This window comes from Shouchella tritolerans, assembly GCF_025770735.1.
Lineage (GTDB): Bacteria > Bacillota > Bacilli > Bacillales > Bacillaceae_D > Shouchella > Shouchella tritolerans.
The window spans coordinates 112,869-126,510 of the sequence record NZ_JAODPB010000006.1 but is presented as its reverse complement, the minus strand read 5'-3'; the positions used below and the strand labels follow the sequence as shown (position 1 = coordinate 126,510).

The 13,642-nt window shown below is 40.6% G+C and carries 13 protein-coding genes; 4 read left to right on the top strand and 9 right to left on the bottom strand.

What is annotated here, in order from left to right; translation table 11 throughout:
- Positions 1 to 20 precede the first annotated feature (20 nt).
- The gene (locus N6H06_RS18620) at positions 21 to 596 is read left to right on the top strand and encodes a hypothetical protein (protein WP_062750315.1); all 576 of its coding nucleotides are present in this window, start codon (positions 21 to 23) and stop codon (positions 594 to 596) included.
- A 188-nt stretch (positions 597 to 784) separates the two neighbouring features.
- Here the strand turns inward: N6H06_RS18620 and N6H06_RS18615 are convergent, their stop codons facing one another.
- The 6 genes from N6H06_RS18615 to N6H06_RS18590 form a co-directional block, all read right to left on the bottom strand.
- Positions 785 to 1,420 (bottom strand): LysE family translocator, encoded by a 636-nt coding sequence (locus N6H06_RS18615; RefSeq protein ID WP_263707687.1) that lies wholly within the window; start codon positions 1,418 to 1,420, stop codon positions 785 to 787.
- 45 nt (positions 1,421 to 1,465) lie between these two features.
- On the bottom strand, positions 1,466 to 2,206 hold the full coding sequence (locus N6H06_RS18610; RefSeq protein ID WP_062750313.1) for an ABC transporter permease: 741 nt from the start codon (positions 2,204 to 2,206) through the stop codon (positions 1,466 to 1,468).
- Entirely contained in the window at positions 2,203 to 3,114 is a 912-nt protein-coding gene (locus tag N6H06_RS18605) for an ABC transporter ATP-binding protein (protein ID WP_263707686.1), read from the bottom strand. The genes N6H06_RS18610 and N6H06_RS18605 overlap by 4 nt, the downstream gene beginning before the upstream one ends.
- Before the next feature lie 78 nt (positions 3,115 to 3,192).
- The gene (locus N6H06_RS18600) at positions 3,193 to 3,798 is read right to left on the bottom strand and encodes a response regulator transcription factor (protein ID WP_062750311.1); all 606 of its coding nucleotides are present in this window, start codon (positions 3,796 to 3,798) and stop codon (positions 3,193 to 3,195) included.
- A gap of 13 nt (positions 3,799 to 3,811) precedes the next feature.
- Positions 3,812 to 4,936, bottom strand: coding sequence for a sensor histidine kinase (locus N6H06_RS18595; protein ID WP_263707685.1), 1,125 nt, complete (start codon positions 4,934 to 4,936; stop codon positions 3,812 to 3,814).
- A gap of 1,347 nt (positions 4,937 to 6,283) precedes the next feature.
- The gene (locus N6H06_RS18590) at positions 6,284 to 6,784 is read right to left on the bottom strand and encodes a MarR family transcriptional regulator (RefSeq protein ID WP_263707684.1); all 501 of its coding nucleotides are present in this window, start codon (positions 6,782 to 6,784) and stop codon (positions 6,284 to 6,286) included.
- 607 nt (positions 6,785 to 7,391) lie between these two features.
- Here N6H06_RS18590 and N6H06_RS18585 point away from each other — a divergent pair.
- From N6H06_RS18585 to N6H06_RS18575, 3 genes are all read left to right on the top strand, one after another.
- Positions 7,392 to 8,753: an MFS transporter gene (locus N6H06_RS18585; protein WP_263707683.1), complete on the top strand. Its 1,362-nt coding sequence runs from the start codon at positions 7,392 to 7,394 to the stop codon at positions 8,751 to 8,753.
- Positions 8,754 to 8,914: 161 nt separating this feature from the next.
- The gene (locus N6H06_RS18580; RefSeq protein ID WP_263707682.1) at positions 8,915 to 10,015 is read left to right on the top strand and encodes a nitroreductase family protein; all 1,101 of its coding nucleotides are present in this window, start codon (positions 8,915 to 8,917) and stop codon (positions 10,013 to 10,015) included.
- 241 nt (positions 10,016 to 10,256) lie between these two features.
- Positions 10,257 to 10,622: a DUF1516 family protein gene (locus N6H06_RS18575; protein ID WP_062750306.1), complete on the top strand. Its 366-nt coding sequence runs from the start codon at positions 10,257 to 10,259 to the stop codon at positions 10,620 to 10,622.
- Between the two features lie 358 nt (positions 10,623 to 10,980).
- Here N6H06_RS18575 and N6H06_RS18570 read toward each other — a convergent pair whose 3' ends face one another.
- The 3 genes from N6H06_RS18570 to N6H06_RS18560 form a co-directional block, all read right to left on the bottom strand.
- Positions 10,981 to 11,520: a TetR/AcrR family transcriptional regulator gene (locus tag N6H06_RS18570; protein ID WP_062750305.1), complete on the bottom strand. Its 540-nt coding sequence runs from the start codon at positions 11,518 to 11,520 to the stop codon at positions 10,981 to 10,983.
- A 115-nt stretch (positions 11,521 to 11,635) separates the two neighbouring features.
- On the bottom strand, positions 11,636 to 12,304 hold the full coding sequence (locus tag N6H06_RS18565) for an ABC transporter ATP-binding protein (protein ID WP_062750304.1): 669 nt from the start codon (positions 12,302 to 12,304) through the stop codon (positions 11,636 to 11,638).
- Between the two features lie 10 nt (positions 12,305 to 12,314).
- Positions 12,315 to 13,379 (bottom strand): ABC transporter permease, encoded by a 1,065-nt coding sequence (locus tag N6H06_RS18560; RefSeq protein WP_263707681.1) that lies wholly within the window; start codon positions 13,377 to 13,379, stop codon positions 12,315 to 12,317.
- Positions 13,380 to 13,642: the final 263 nt, after the last annotated feature.

Sequence of the window (13,642 nt, the reverse complement as noted above, 5' to 3'; positions counted from 1 at the left end):
AATGATGGAAGTGGCGTGAAATGAGACAGCTTCGAATTCCTTCTTTTTTGCACGATGTATTTGGTGAAAAACAATCTGTTGGATCTATTTTAGCGATATTGCTTTTTGGCGGTATACTGACGGCTGTGCTATATTATCGATTCCCTGAATTGGCTAATGATTTGCCAGCGTGGCGCACTGCTTTGGCATTACTATTGATTTTCGATGTTTTTGCGGGCGTTATAGCGAATTTTACTGCATCAACTAGTAATTTTTATGCGGCGCGGAAAAAAAATCGAATCGTATTCATTGTGATTCATGTCCATATCGTGCTTATTGCCCTGCTTCTCGATACGAATATTGGGTATTCAGTAGGGATATGGGCTTATACGATCATCGGGGCTTTTATCGTAAATGCCCTTATTGGGAAGCGTGGGCAATTATTTATAGCGGGCTTGCTTTTGTCTGTTGGTTTGGGGGTCGTGCCGATGCTGCCAGGAATAACTACACATATGTTGATCATCGGCTTACTGTTTCTGATGAAAGTATTGTTTAGCTTTGCAGTCGATCATTATGGAAATAGCAAACATCGTACTAAAAAAGAATACGATGGCTAGAATAAATATTTCGAGAGCATTGCTCAAAGAAAGTGGGGTTTGTTGATTTTGTGCCTGACGTAAAGTAACCATCTATCTGTTACACTGATAGATGGTTACCATGGTTGTTTAAAAATAAGCGTTTTCTTTCATTTATAGGAATCATGAAGTGGGGCAAGTTTCGTGAAACGTATAATTCCTATCGCCATCTATTCTTGCGTTTGAAGGGCTAAACGTATGCCTAAGCCAATATAAATCACACCAACCATTTTCTCGACTTTATTAGCAAAAACACCTGAGGTTTTGAACATCTTTGCTCCAATAAAACTTGTACAATAAGCCAAAAAAGAAGTGAATGTAATACTCATTAGCACAAATACAATCCCTAAAACAAAAAGCTGTAATGTTACACTGCTTCCGTCATTTTTGATAAATTGAGGCAAAAATGCCAAAAAGAATAATGCTGTTTTAGGATTCAATATTTCTGCTAAAAAACCTTGTTTAAGTGATTTCCAGCTCGAGCTTTTATCTATACTTCCAGACGTTTGTTCAAGGTTTGATTTTTCTTTTTGTTTAGTTTGTGTAAATAACATTTGAATCCCTAAGTAAAATAAATAAAGAGCCCCGATATATTTGACGATTTCAAATGCTAGGGCAGAACTTAATAATATCGCTGATAATCCTAAAACAGTGAACAAGACGTGAATACTATCCCCTAAGGCGATTCCACAAGCAGTCATAATACCATTTTTTCTCCCGCTTTTTATTGTTTGAGAAATTGTAATAATCACCGCAGGACCTGGGACTAAAAATAAAAGAAATACTACGACAATAAATGAAAACATGTTGTCTCTCCACCTTTCTTCGATAAAAATCATAACATTTTCATTTTATTCCCCGCTCCAGCGGAAAAACCGTGAAGACAAAATGATCGACACGATGGCGACACTAATGAGGACCGCGACATCCACGCCGTTCTCCCAAATCGGTGTGAAATTCCATGTTTGCCTTATTAAATCAATGACATAGTATAGCGGAAGGATGTGGGCAATAACACGTAATACGTTTGGCATCCATTCAATCGGAAAGGTGGCTCCCGATAGAAAAATCATCAAATTCAAGGCAAGTGAACTGATGGCTGAGGCAGTCCGAACGTTTTTGGCAATAGAATTGATCAACAGTCCGAACGGGAAGAAGGCAACCAGGCTTAATAGGATGGCCAACAGGGTACTTCCTAAATATTTCGGTACATGTAAATTGAAGACGAGGTATCCAAAAATGAGAATAATTACGGCGCTGATGGTAAAAATGACGGTTCCCTGCACGGTTTGCGCCGTTAACACCATCCAAGGCCTTACTGTTGTAACCTGATAGCGTCGCAAAATACCTTTTTCTCGATAGTTGGCCATCACCGTTCCAATTCCGAAAAACGCAGTGGTCAAGATGTTCACGGCCATCCAAGAAGGAATGTAAGCATTGCTGTAAGTCATCCCACCGATTTTTGCGTCTCCGAACATTGTCCCGAATAGCCAGATCATTAGAACCGGAAACAAAAAGGTCCAGAACACGGCCATTTTTTCTCGAAAAAATAACTTTGTTTCTATTACCGACAGTTTCACAATTTTATTCATGCTGATCGCTCCTTTAACAGGTGGACAAACAAATCATCTAGGGTGCCTCGCTCAAAACGGAATGCGGCCACTTTCCAACCGCGTTCTTCACATTCTTTTAAAACTAGGTAGGCAGAACGCTGGAGATCCTCCGTTTGAATTCTCACTCGATACGTGGATTTCTCCACATGAATCACGCTGGGCAGGGCGATCAATACACCAGGATCCACATCGAAACTTTCAAACGTTAGGTAGTTTGTTGCAAGGTCTTCGAGCAACACATTCGGTTTTCCAAGTGCCCGGATTCGGCCGTCGTACACCATGGCGATCCGATCGCAAAGGTTTTCGGCTTCTTCCATATAATGCGTTGTGACCAAGATGGTGGTTCCTTGTTCCTTCAGGGTATGGATGACTTCCCACAACTCGCGGCGTGCTTGCGGATCAAGCCCCATGCTCGGTTCATCCAAAAAAACGATTTCGGGTTGATGCAAAACGGCTAAAGCGAGCGTTACTCGTTGTTTCCAGCCACCGGAAAGATCCTTGAAATACGAATTGAGTTTGTCTTTCAAATGCAATTGTTCAATGATGTTCAGGACGTGATGTGTGTCATAAAAAGAGGTAAACAGATTTATCGCTTCTTTGACCTTCATTAACTCCTGTATGGATGTGGACTGAAACTGCACCCCGATTTTTTTATTTAATGGATAGCGGTCGGATTCCTTACCGGGGTCATGGCCAAGTACGTATACCTTTCCGGAATCTCTTTTCCGCAGTCCTTCCAAAATCTCAATCGTTGTCGTTTTACCAGAGCCGTTCGGACCAACAATACCGAAAATTTCTCCTTTTTCGACCGTAAAAGAAATCCCCTGTACGGCTCGAGTTTCCCCGTACTGTTTGGTTAAACCTTCAACTTCAATGACATGTGGCACTTTTTTCTCCTTCTCTCCTAAATAAATTTTTACTCTTTAGTCTTGCACCATACAATCCGTTTTGTTTTACAAAAAAAGTTATTCCGGCAGCCATCCTTTATTTTCGGCAATCGAGACGGCATCCATCCGGTTTCTGGCTTTCAACTTTTGAATAATTTCAGAGATATAGTTGCGGATCGTAGCAGGAGAGAGATAGAGAGTTTTACTGATTTCTTGGACTGAATCTCCCTTCTTTAGGTGCAACAAAATCTCGGATTCTCGTTTCGTGAGTGGATTGATTTCCTCCATCATGGAAAAAGTCAGATGCGGGCTAAAGACACGCTTGCCCGCATGAATTTTTCGCAGTGCTTCCGCCAATTCGGACACGGGCGCATCTTTTAGCAAATACCCCATTACTTCGGCCTTCACGGCACGTTGCAAGTACCCACTTCGGGCGAAGGTGGTCACAATGGCGACTCGGCATTGACTGCCTTCATCCCTCAATTTTTCTGCTGCCTCTAGTCCGCTTAACAAAGGCATCTCTATATCGAGCACGGCAATATCGGCGTCTTTTTCTTGAATTAGTTGGAGAGCCTGTTCACCATCGTTGGCTTCTCCGACAATTTCAATATCTTCTTCCAGGGCCAACAACTGGCTAACCGCGGATCGAAGCATTCCTTGATCTTCGGCAATGACGATTCTCATTGGATTCCCTCCGTTATCGTGGTTTCTTAACTTTTGGCACGCTGATCGTGATTTTCGTCCCTTTTGTTTCCCTGGTTTCCATTTCAAGTTTCCCTTCAATCAGCAATAACCGTTCTTTCATACCCAACAGGCCGCTGCCGAACCGGTCGTGATTTTCTTTCGTAATGCCCACTCCGTCATCCTCCACTTGAAGAATGTATTTTCCTGGGCCTTCTTCGAGGCGGATTGTGCATTTGTGCGCGCCGCTGTGCTTCACAACATTGGTGACACATTCGCGGAGACATAAGCTCAGAATATTGCGGATAATCGGTGTGGCTCCCGAAAGTTCATCATTCCGTTCCACTTTGAATGAAATTCCGGCAGACTCGCAAATTTGGGCCGCCTGTTGCAACTCCTCATCGAGATCGATGGCCTGCATATCACTGATCAGTTCCCGAACTTGCAATAAAACGGATCTTGAAATATTCTGGATCTCACGTGCTTCTTTTGAGGCTTGATCAGGATTCTGGGGAATCAGCCGCTCCACCAATTCCCCTTTCAATGTAAGCAGAGACAGGGTATGGCCCAGCGTGTCATGAAGATCACGGGCGATTCGCTGGCGCTCTTCATTTTTTATCAACCGGGAAATTTCATCATTGGCATATTGTAACCCCAATTTCATTTCATGTGATTTCCGGATCATTCTCACTATATAGGGCAACAAGAAAAGAATGAGAAGAATCGAGTACCAGCCAAGGTACAATGGATTCGACTCTCGCAAGAAATAGAACCCAGTTGCCCCGGCAAAGAGCACAGCCATGAGTACAGTCATCCCAGTAATTTTACGGTAAGATGAGTATTTGCCGATCACCAAAGCGGGATAAAAGCCGAAGCACAATTCCCACGGGTTCAAGAAAGCCCCCCAAAAAGCAATCGCGACCAGTTGAACTATGATGAAAAAAGTTCGGTATTTCGTATTCATAATGCTGATCAAATGAGCCGTAGCGATGATAAAAAACAATAGATAGTTGTACCCTGTCGGTTGCGGAAAGATAATCAAAGAAATCAACGGGGGAAGCAACATCATTGTTTCCCACGGGAGTCTGATGCGAGACATTTTTTTACCACCTTCACCATTTTGGACTATCATATGAGTCATTGACCTTACTCTTTGTCGTTGGTTTATCGGGGTTCCGGAAACCTGGGCTTGCTTCCCGCGTTTCAACCACTTCGGAACCAGATCGACAGTAAGAAGACCACGACATGCATCGGCTGTGCAATAACTCCGAATGGATCTGCAAGGGGCTTAGCCAAAACATTGAGTGACGACAACAGAGTGACACCCCCAGTTAGCAGAACATAATAAAGTGAAGGTCTTGCAGTTTTTTGAAACCACTTTACGAAAATCATTGCCCCGGCGGTAGTTGCGATGATCGATGCAACCGCAATGGAGGTCCAATTTAACTGGGAGAATCACAGGCCTATTACCGCACCTAACAGGTAAGCTGTGGCAACACTGGTAGCCCCTTAAATAACTCCCACATATAAACCGATTAATAAACCTTTTCTCATTATTCCTCGTGCCTCCTTGATTTATTGTATTAAAAGCATATCGAAGAGCCGCCGGGGCCGGTAGTGATGGGTATCACTTCTTTGAAATGATAAATATCATTTTTTACAGGATAGGAAAGTATAAATTGGGCTAATGTTGGATCTAGCTCCAGCGCCCAGCGACTAGCAAACTTTCGGTGCCTGCTTGCGTAAGTCAACATCGATTCATCCTTCGGGTTCATCGTGTTTCCTTTATCTCGTCAGGCCCTCTAAAAGTTTGTACATAAGCTAAACGAGCGCCTGCGCTTTTCTTAGAAGGTTTTTCAGATCGATTCAATTAGAAAAAAGGTCAACCTGAAATCCCACTCCAGGTTGACCTCATTCGAAACTGCTTATTGGGACTTGGTTACACGATTTGCTCTGCTATGATTGGATTTCGGCAATAACAGCGTTGCTAACACACATACTATGGCTAACCCCTGGAACACGATAAAAACATCATGGATGCTGGAAACTAGAATATCTTGCAATTGTGATAGCATCGAAGGGGGAAGCTGATTAGTGCCTGATGCGTTGATCAATCTGTTCATTTGATTGATATCCGCACTTTTCAAGTTTTCGGTCGCCATGTGATGAACAATCCGGGGGTTAAAGTAGCTGCCGAACACGGAAGCCCCCAACATTTGTCCTAACGAACGAAACAAAGAATTGGTCGCTGTTGCCACTCCGCTTAAGGAAGAATCGACTGCAGATTGAACGACAACGGTATACAAGGTCACGGCTCGACATTCATCTTAAAACAATCTTAAGGACCTTTTTTCTAGGTAGATTTCGTTTTACTCTAAAGACATATCCGGCGAAGTTGGCACCAAAAAAGAACGTAATGCTTCCTTCCTTTCGATATGGGATATGCCTGGACGGTCCATTTATTACTAGATGTAAAGTTGTAAATCCACTATCTTTCGTCCCCTTTCAGAATGTCGTCTTTTTGATCAATCATTGTTTGGAAAAATTTTAGTGAAGCCTGTAGCTCTGAATTGGAAAATGAGTCAAATGCACGAATAAATCTACGCTCTAGCATTTCATGCATCATCGCATGGACCTCAAAGATCTGTTTGCCTTCTGACGAAAGGGAAAAATATACTTCTTTTTTGTTATCGTTCATTTGGCTTCGTTTAATGTAGCCTTCCTTAATTAGGTAGGCGGTAATTTTTGAAATACTCGCCTTGGACAAATTCATTTTCTCAGCAATAGATGTGTTGTTTATCGGCTCATTGTTGCCGATGCAATCAACGACGTGAATACTTGTTATATTATTCGGCCATGAGGCAATGCCTTGCAACCGTGCGAGATGTACGAACTCATCAATCTCGTTAGCAAAAATTTGTTCAAATAAATGCGTAAAGTGGAGAAAGCGCTCGTATAGCAATCGCTTAAGTCCCTCAGATGGATCCATGATCCTTATCATTCCTTTCTTTACAATACGATCTTCTACTATAGCCAGCTTAAAATCAAAGTTGAACGCAATTTGGAGAAGGACGGTGAGTAGAACAGGACATTTTAAATAATAGGTTCTGTCTTAGTCCGAGCCATCTTTATCTTGAACGATTGTTCTAGTTTTTCTCTTTTGACGTAATCCGTCCGCGAATTTTGTTTATCAGTAAACTAACATACCATATTCATTATAGACAATCAATTCGTGAATATTACAGTGGGATTCCCATTGCTCAGTTGTTTTTCTGGTTATGCTCACACGTTAATATGATCCCGAAAAATTGACAAACCCAACTTACCTATTATATTGTTTACATGTTAACAAAAATAAAGGGAGGGAGGAGAATTTATGTGATTTGCTATTAAATTATTTAGTTTACTTATTAACAATAGATATTGATTTAAAAAACGAATGGAGGGTTTACATTGAACAAAATAGGGGAGATATAATGATTCATAAAAAGTATATACTTTTTATTCCTTCGTGGTTGTTTCTGCCCCCTTGAAATTTGTATTTCAGGAACAGAGGCATATTTTTGAAAGAATCATTTAAATACGAGGGATTAAAAATGACAAGAAAACAAAAGGTATTACTTTATTCCATGTGCTACATGGTGTTGTTTAATGCAATGAATGTAACAATGATGAATGTCGCAATTCCGGAATTTAGAAAGGTATTTGTTTTAACACCTTCTGAAGTAAGTTGGATTACAGTCATTTTTAGCTTGTTCAACGGCATTGCAGCTGTGGCAATTGGGAAATTATCTGACAAGTATCCGATTCGTCGATTGTTTGTTATTGGAATGGCTATTTTTATGGCAGGCTCCTTAATTGGATTCATCAGTCCAAACTATTCATTCATTATTGTGGCCCGAATCCTTCAAGGAGTCGGAGGAGGAACTCTTCCGACGTTAAGCTTAGTAGCTGCTGCACGGTATTTTTCAGAAGAACAACGGGGTTATGCGCTTGGCATGGTGTTTGCCATGGTGTCACTTGGTAGTGCAATCGGTCCGATAATGGGTGGGTTTTTAACGGATTCTTTCGGATGGAGCAGTTTATTTTTACTATCGTTTTTCAGTTTAATTACTCTTCCTTTCTATCTTAAATATGCACCGAAGGAGGAAGTGAAGACTGGCAGTCATTTTGATAAGGTGGGAGCCGTTTTATTTATGTTGGCCATTACGTCCCTATTGATGGGAATGAATGTGACAGCTTGGCTACTTATCCTTGCAGTCGTTTCTTTTGTTCTTTTCGTCTGGCAAGCGCAACGTGCAAACGAGCCGTTTATTAAAATTGAGATATTAAAAAATGTCTCGTTTAGTCTCGTTCTTTTCATGGGTTTATTAAACGCCATTGCTTACATGGCAACGATTTTCATACTTCCTTTAATGCTTTCAAAAGTGAATGAATTGTCAACGAGTTTGATTGGTCTTGTTTTATTTCCAGGAGGGATGATGACAGTCATTTTAGGATCGCAAATTGGAACAGTCATTGCCAAACGGGGAAATCGGTTTATGAATCAATTTAGTTTTACCATCATGGCCATTGCTTTTCTGGCTCTTTCTACGATCGTCGGAGCCTCTCCCATTTGGATTTCTGTGTTGTTGGTTGTTGTATGCATAGCTTTTACTGCGAACCAATCAGCTCTTACTAATCGCATATCGGAAATTTTGCCGCCTAATGAGACTGGTACTGGTACAGGATTATTTACCTTTATGATTTTTTTAGGCGCTGCAATTGGCTCTGCATTGTTTAGTCGTTTTCTTGAACTTAATAGTGGACAATGGAATATATTAAATGGACATGCTGATTCTTCCTATAGCAATGCTTTTATTCTTGCGGCCATGACGGTTGTATTGGCGATGGTTGTGCTTGCTTTGGAGAAGTCACTGACCAAAAGACAGAAAATACGAGTAGATGATGAATCTTAAATTAGTTTGGAACTTAATGATGAACGATTCTTTGCTTTGTTCCAATGGTGTTAGAGGAAGCGGCATATCATGTCAGTAGTGCCTACTCATACAACGTATGTTTTTGACATGAATCACCTAGCGCAGTCAGTTAAGTCGTTAAATATACAAGGATGGCCTTGGTGCTAAAGGTTGAGACATTTTCCTGTTTCGACAAGGACATTATTTTGATGGACATGCAAAACGAATTTACAAATCAACATTTATTGGAGGAATGGCATTTGATTCATTCTAAGACGATAAGAGAACGTAGATCGATTCGGAAATTCAATGGAACTCCGGTAAAAAAAGACCTAGTCGTTTCTTTGCTGCATAAGGCAGCTAGTTTGTACGTAGCTGAGGAAACGCCAAAGTGGCGTTGTATTTACTACGGCACGTATGAGTCACGTCAAAAGCTGGCTGAGAGCATGACCGTTAAATTAAAGGAAGGCAAACTTGGCAAACTTGGCCTCAACAAAATGGTGGATTTTTTAACGAAAAAGGTAGCAGATACCCCTGCTCACTTAATCTTTATTGCAGAATCTGCCATAAATCAGCGACAGAGTGATGAAAATTATGCTGCAGTCTGTAGCGTCATGCAAAATTTTCAACTGCTAGGCTGGGAACATGGTTTAGGGATGCTGTGGTACACGGAGCAAATTATTCAAAGCAAATCATTTTTTAAGGAAATTGGTTTGAGGGAAGGGGAGAGATTTGCCGGAATTTTAAACATAGGATACTTTGAAAAAACACCAAGAACCCGAAAAAGAAGAACACCTGCGGAACAGAAATGGACCGTCATCGGTGGGGACGATGATCATCGAGTCACTTCACAAAGCGTTCTTGAATTGCTGAATGATGCCGTCTGGGCACCGAACGATGGATTACGAGAACCGTGGCGTTTTATTTATGTAACAGGCAATGAGGCGTCTGGCATACTTCGAACTTCATCTAGAGATACTACGTTCCTATTCGTTGTAGCTAAAGAAGAAGCCGATCTCCACAAGCAAGAAGAGGATTACGCAGCGATATGTTGTTTGGTCCAGAACTTTCTATTATTGGCTAATTCCAAACCGTGGCACGCGCGCCGCATGATTCCGGAATGGATTTATGATCAGGAACAGAGTAAGCGATTTGGGGTTCGACCGCAGGAACGTATTGTTGCGGTGCTGGAGCTCGGAGGAGACGATCAACACTCGAATTCTGTATCCACTCCCTCCATGGTAAACATCACACATCTTTGATCAAGCAATTGAATATGTGCATGTCGTTTAGAAGCTGAAAATCTAGTATAAAGAACGATATCTGCATTCATTGCACTTTCGTTACCAGGTGGGCGTTTTAAAAGTGAGGGGATTCTTGCATCTTTTTATTGAGAATGATTATCATTATTGAGTATGTTGGTTTATAACATGATGGCAATGGCAGAAGGGTGTATACACTGCAAAAATGAGTAGCAGATCATTATAGAAGGAGATGTTAAAAATGTTGGACCTATTATTTCAATCACATGCAGGTTTGTGGCGCATTACCATTTTGCTTTTTTTCCTCGCATTTATTTTATTAAAAATAGGAAAACCTAAGGGCAAAAAAATAACGCAAATGCTATTGCGCTTGTTATACGTGATTATGATCGTTTCCGGGCTGGGAATGTTAATCGTACTCAAATTCCCATGGTTATACGTTATCAAAGGGATTTTAGCACTGTGGCTCATCTGGACAATGGAATTGATTCTCTCTAAATCGGTGGCAAGGAAGGAAAGTGGTCCTTCTACAAAAGGGTACTGGATTCAGTTTCTTATCGCTTTAATACTCGTTATATGGATTGCAGCCAAAATGATTCGTTTTTAGCTTTCGCAAATTTCAATGTGCGGGTGCGTGATCACGATATATTCCCTTGACCATCTTGCTTACGAGATGATCAAGGGAAAGATCACTACTACACTAATAAAGGTAAAGTACGACTGTAGACGAGCCTAAAAGACCGATTAAATCAAAGAAACAACGCTAGCAGGGTGGACAATGCCAAGTCCCGTTTCTTCCACGAATACAGGCAAGAATTGGAGAATGTTCACTCCTTTAATCAATCTAGAGAGGGTTTGAACCCTTTTACAAGTTACTAACACTCTTTTCATTGCTATGTGTTTTTGTGTACTTTTAACTATAAAATTTGTTGATTCCTTAAACTGCTTTTAATTCACTCTTAGTTTTATTCATCCAATATTCCATATAAAAAGAGATCAATGGCACGGTCGATCTGCCCCTCTTTTTGAGGTGCATGAAAGTAAGAGGAAATCGAGATAAACAGTTGGCTTACCGCAAATTCTGGATCAATCGTGCTTCTGAGATGCAACTTACTGCCTTTTAGCAGCTCAATAAACGGTTTTTTATAGGACGTGGTCCAAAGGACAAATAATTTGTCTGCAATGTCTGGCGATAACGTATGTTGGATGTCATGCAACATCATAAACAGATTAAAGGGGTGGCGTTGCTGCAAATAATAAACCATGTTTCGTATTTTCTCTTCAAAAGGCTGTTGCTTATTTGAAGACATCCGTTCTAACTTTCCAGATACCTCTGTGGCCAAGCGGAGCATGACATGGTAATAAATCTCTTCCTTTTTCTTGAAATAGTAGTACAAGTTCGGTTGAGTAATCCCTAAAGTATCAGCAATTTGTCTTGTGGATGTAGCCTGATAGCCTTGTTGCATAAACAATTTTTCAGCTACATTTAAAATGTTATCATACATGTTTAATCACCTAGAAACATCGATTTTAATGTTACTTCCTTCAACAATGGGCTTTGATCGAAAGGCATTGTTCACTGTATAATTGTCTTTTCTTAGTTGTGCTCCTTTTTCTATGTTACATGTTTTCTTTCAAAGTCCCGTCTTTCATGATTAACACACGGTCACAATAATCGATTAAACGTGTGTCATGGGTAACCATGATCGTTGCTTTATTGTTTTTTTTCGTTTCTTTTGCCAATATCTCAGCAACTTCATACGCTTTTTCTGTGTCCAAGCTTGCGGTCGGCTCATCAGCTAAAATGATCGTCGGGTCGTGGTACAAAGCTCGAGCAATCGCGACTCGTTGACGCTCACCGCCAGAAAGCTCTTCTGGGTATTTCTTTTTCAATTTGTCAATGCCTAATTGTGTAAAGAGGTGGTCGGCTGTCTGATTTCTTTTTTCTTTGCTTATTTTATCAACAAGCTGTAGTTGTTGTTGTACTGTCAAGAATGGCACAAGGTTTGATGATTGTAAAACAAATCCAATCTCTTTAAATCTTCGTTTGGCTCTCTCTCGTTCTTTCTTTTTGCTAAAAGGTTTACCATTAATCAATACTTCTCCCTCGGAAGGCGCTTGCAATCCACCGGCAATCGTTAGAAACGTGCTTTTTCCAGAACCAGATGGGCCGATAATAGCGACAAACTCTCCTTTTTCTACCGCGAAATCTGTTTTCTTTAACGCTTCAATTGTATGAGCACCATCTTTGAACGTTTTTTTCACTTGTTTAAATTCAATTGCCCCCATGTTCTCACTCCTATCCAATTGCCTTCAATGGATCAATTTTTACGATGCTTCTTACTGAGAAAAATGCACCTAAAACAGCGATTAGTATGATGAGCCCACTAATTCCTGTGAAAAATTCGATATTTACTTGGAAAGGCACCGCTTCTGGCAACAGCAAGGATGTACCCAAAGTTGACAGTAAGCCGATCATGACACCTAATAATGTTAATAAGAACGTTTGCGCAATAACAGAAGTTGATATATATCGACTAGAAATGCCTTGAGCTTTCATTACCCCAAAAATTTCCGACTTTTGCATAGTCAGCACATAAACAAATATGCCAATAACAATGGCGGCAATGATAATGAGAAATCCAATCATAAACCCAAACGTTAGTACTTGTGCACTGTAACCAGGAAGTTCATTGATGAAAGTGGCGATATTTACTGTTTCTAACTCATCTGGCGTGTCATTCAGTTGCCCCCTCGTCACAATTGCATTAATAGGCGCCTCATCGACTGTTTCTGGCTGATCAAAACGAATTTCTTGGTTAGCACTGATTGACGTGTATAAAACTGGCGATACAGTGAACTTTGCATCTTCTGTAAAACCAACGATTGTCAATTCTTTCTCGTTGCCTGCTAATGTTATACGATCTCCTAATGACAGGCCGTATTGCTCTTTTAAGCTCACATCAGCAACTGTTTCATTATCGTTTGCAAACATTTCTCCCTCAATAATGTTCGGGACTAAAAATTGGTCTGGCACAATGCCAAAAAACTGAACATTCACCTTTTCATCGACATCTTCTTGTGTGATCACACCGGCAGTTTGCGCTAAAATCGCTTTCTTATCAGCGGAAACGTCGTCAAATACATTTGTTGAGACCATTGACATGTTTAAATTGTTATTTGATTCTTCCGCTAATAATATGTGATCGGCGTCCCATTTATCTACGACCATACGATTTTCCTGTGCCAGGCCATAGGCTAATCCCGTTAAAAAAAAGACCAAATAGGCGATCAAGAACATAACACCTATCACCAAGGCATAGCGTAATTTGGAATGCTTCATTTCATTGATTGCTAAAAACATCTTAACGCCCCTCCTCGATTTTATCGACCGATAAAATGAGCGTAACATGTTTGTTAGGGGACTTCAACATTAATTACATTAATTGGAATACACATATATTTTAAGAATTTGTGCGTAAATAAAAGACCTAATCTATACCTACCAATGAACTGCGTTCCAAAAATTCGACAATTGGATAGCAAAAGTAAAGCTGTCAAGCTTGTTGGGGATAATTGAGAAAAGCTAGAAACAAAATGAATTCTAATTTTCTAATAATACCTGCT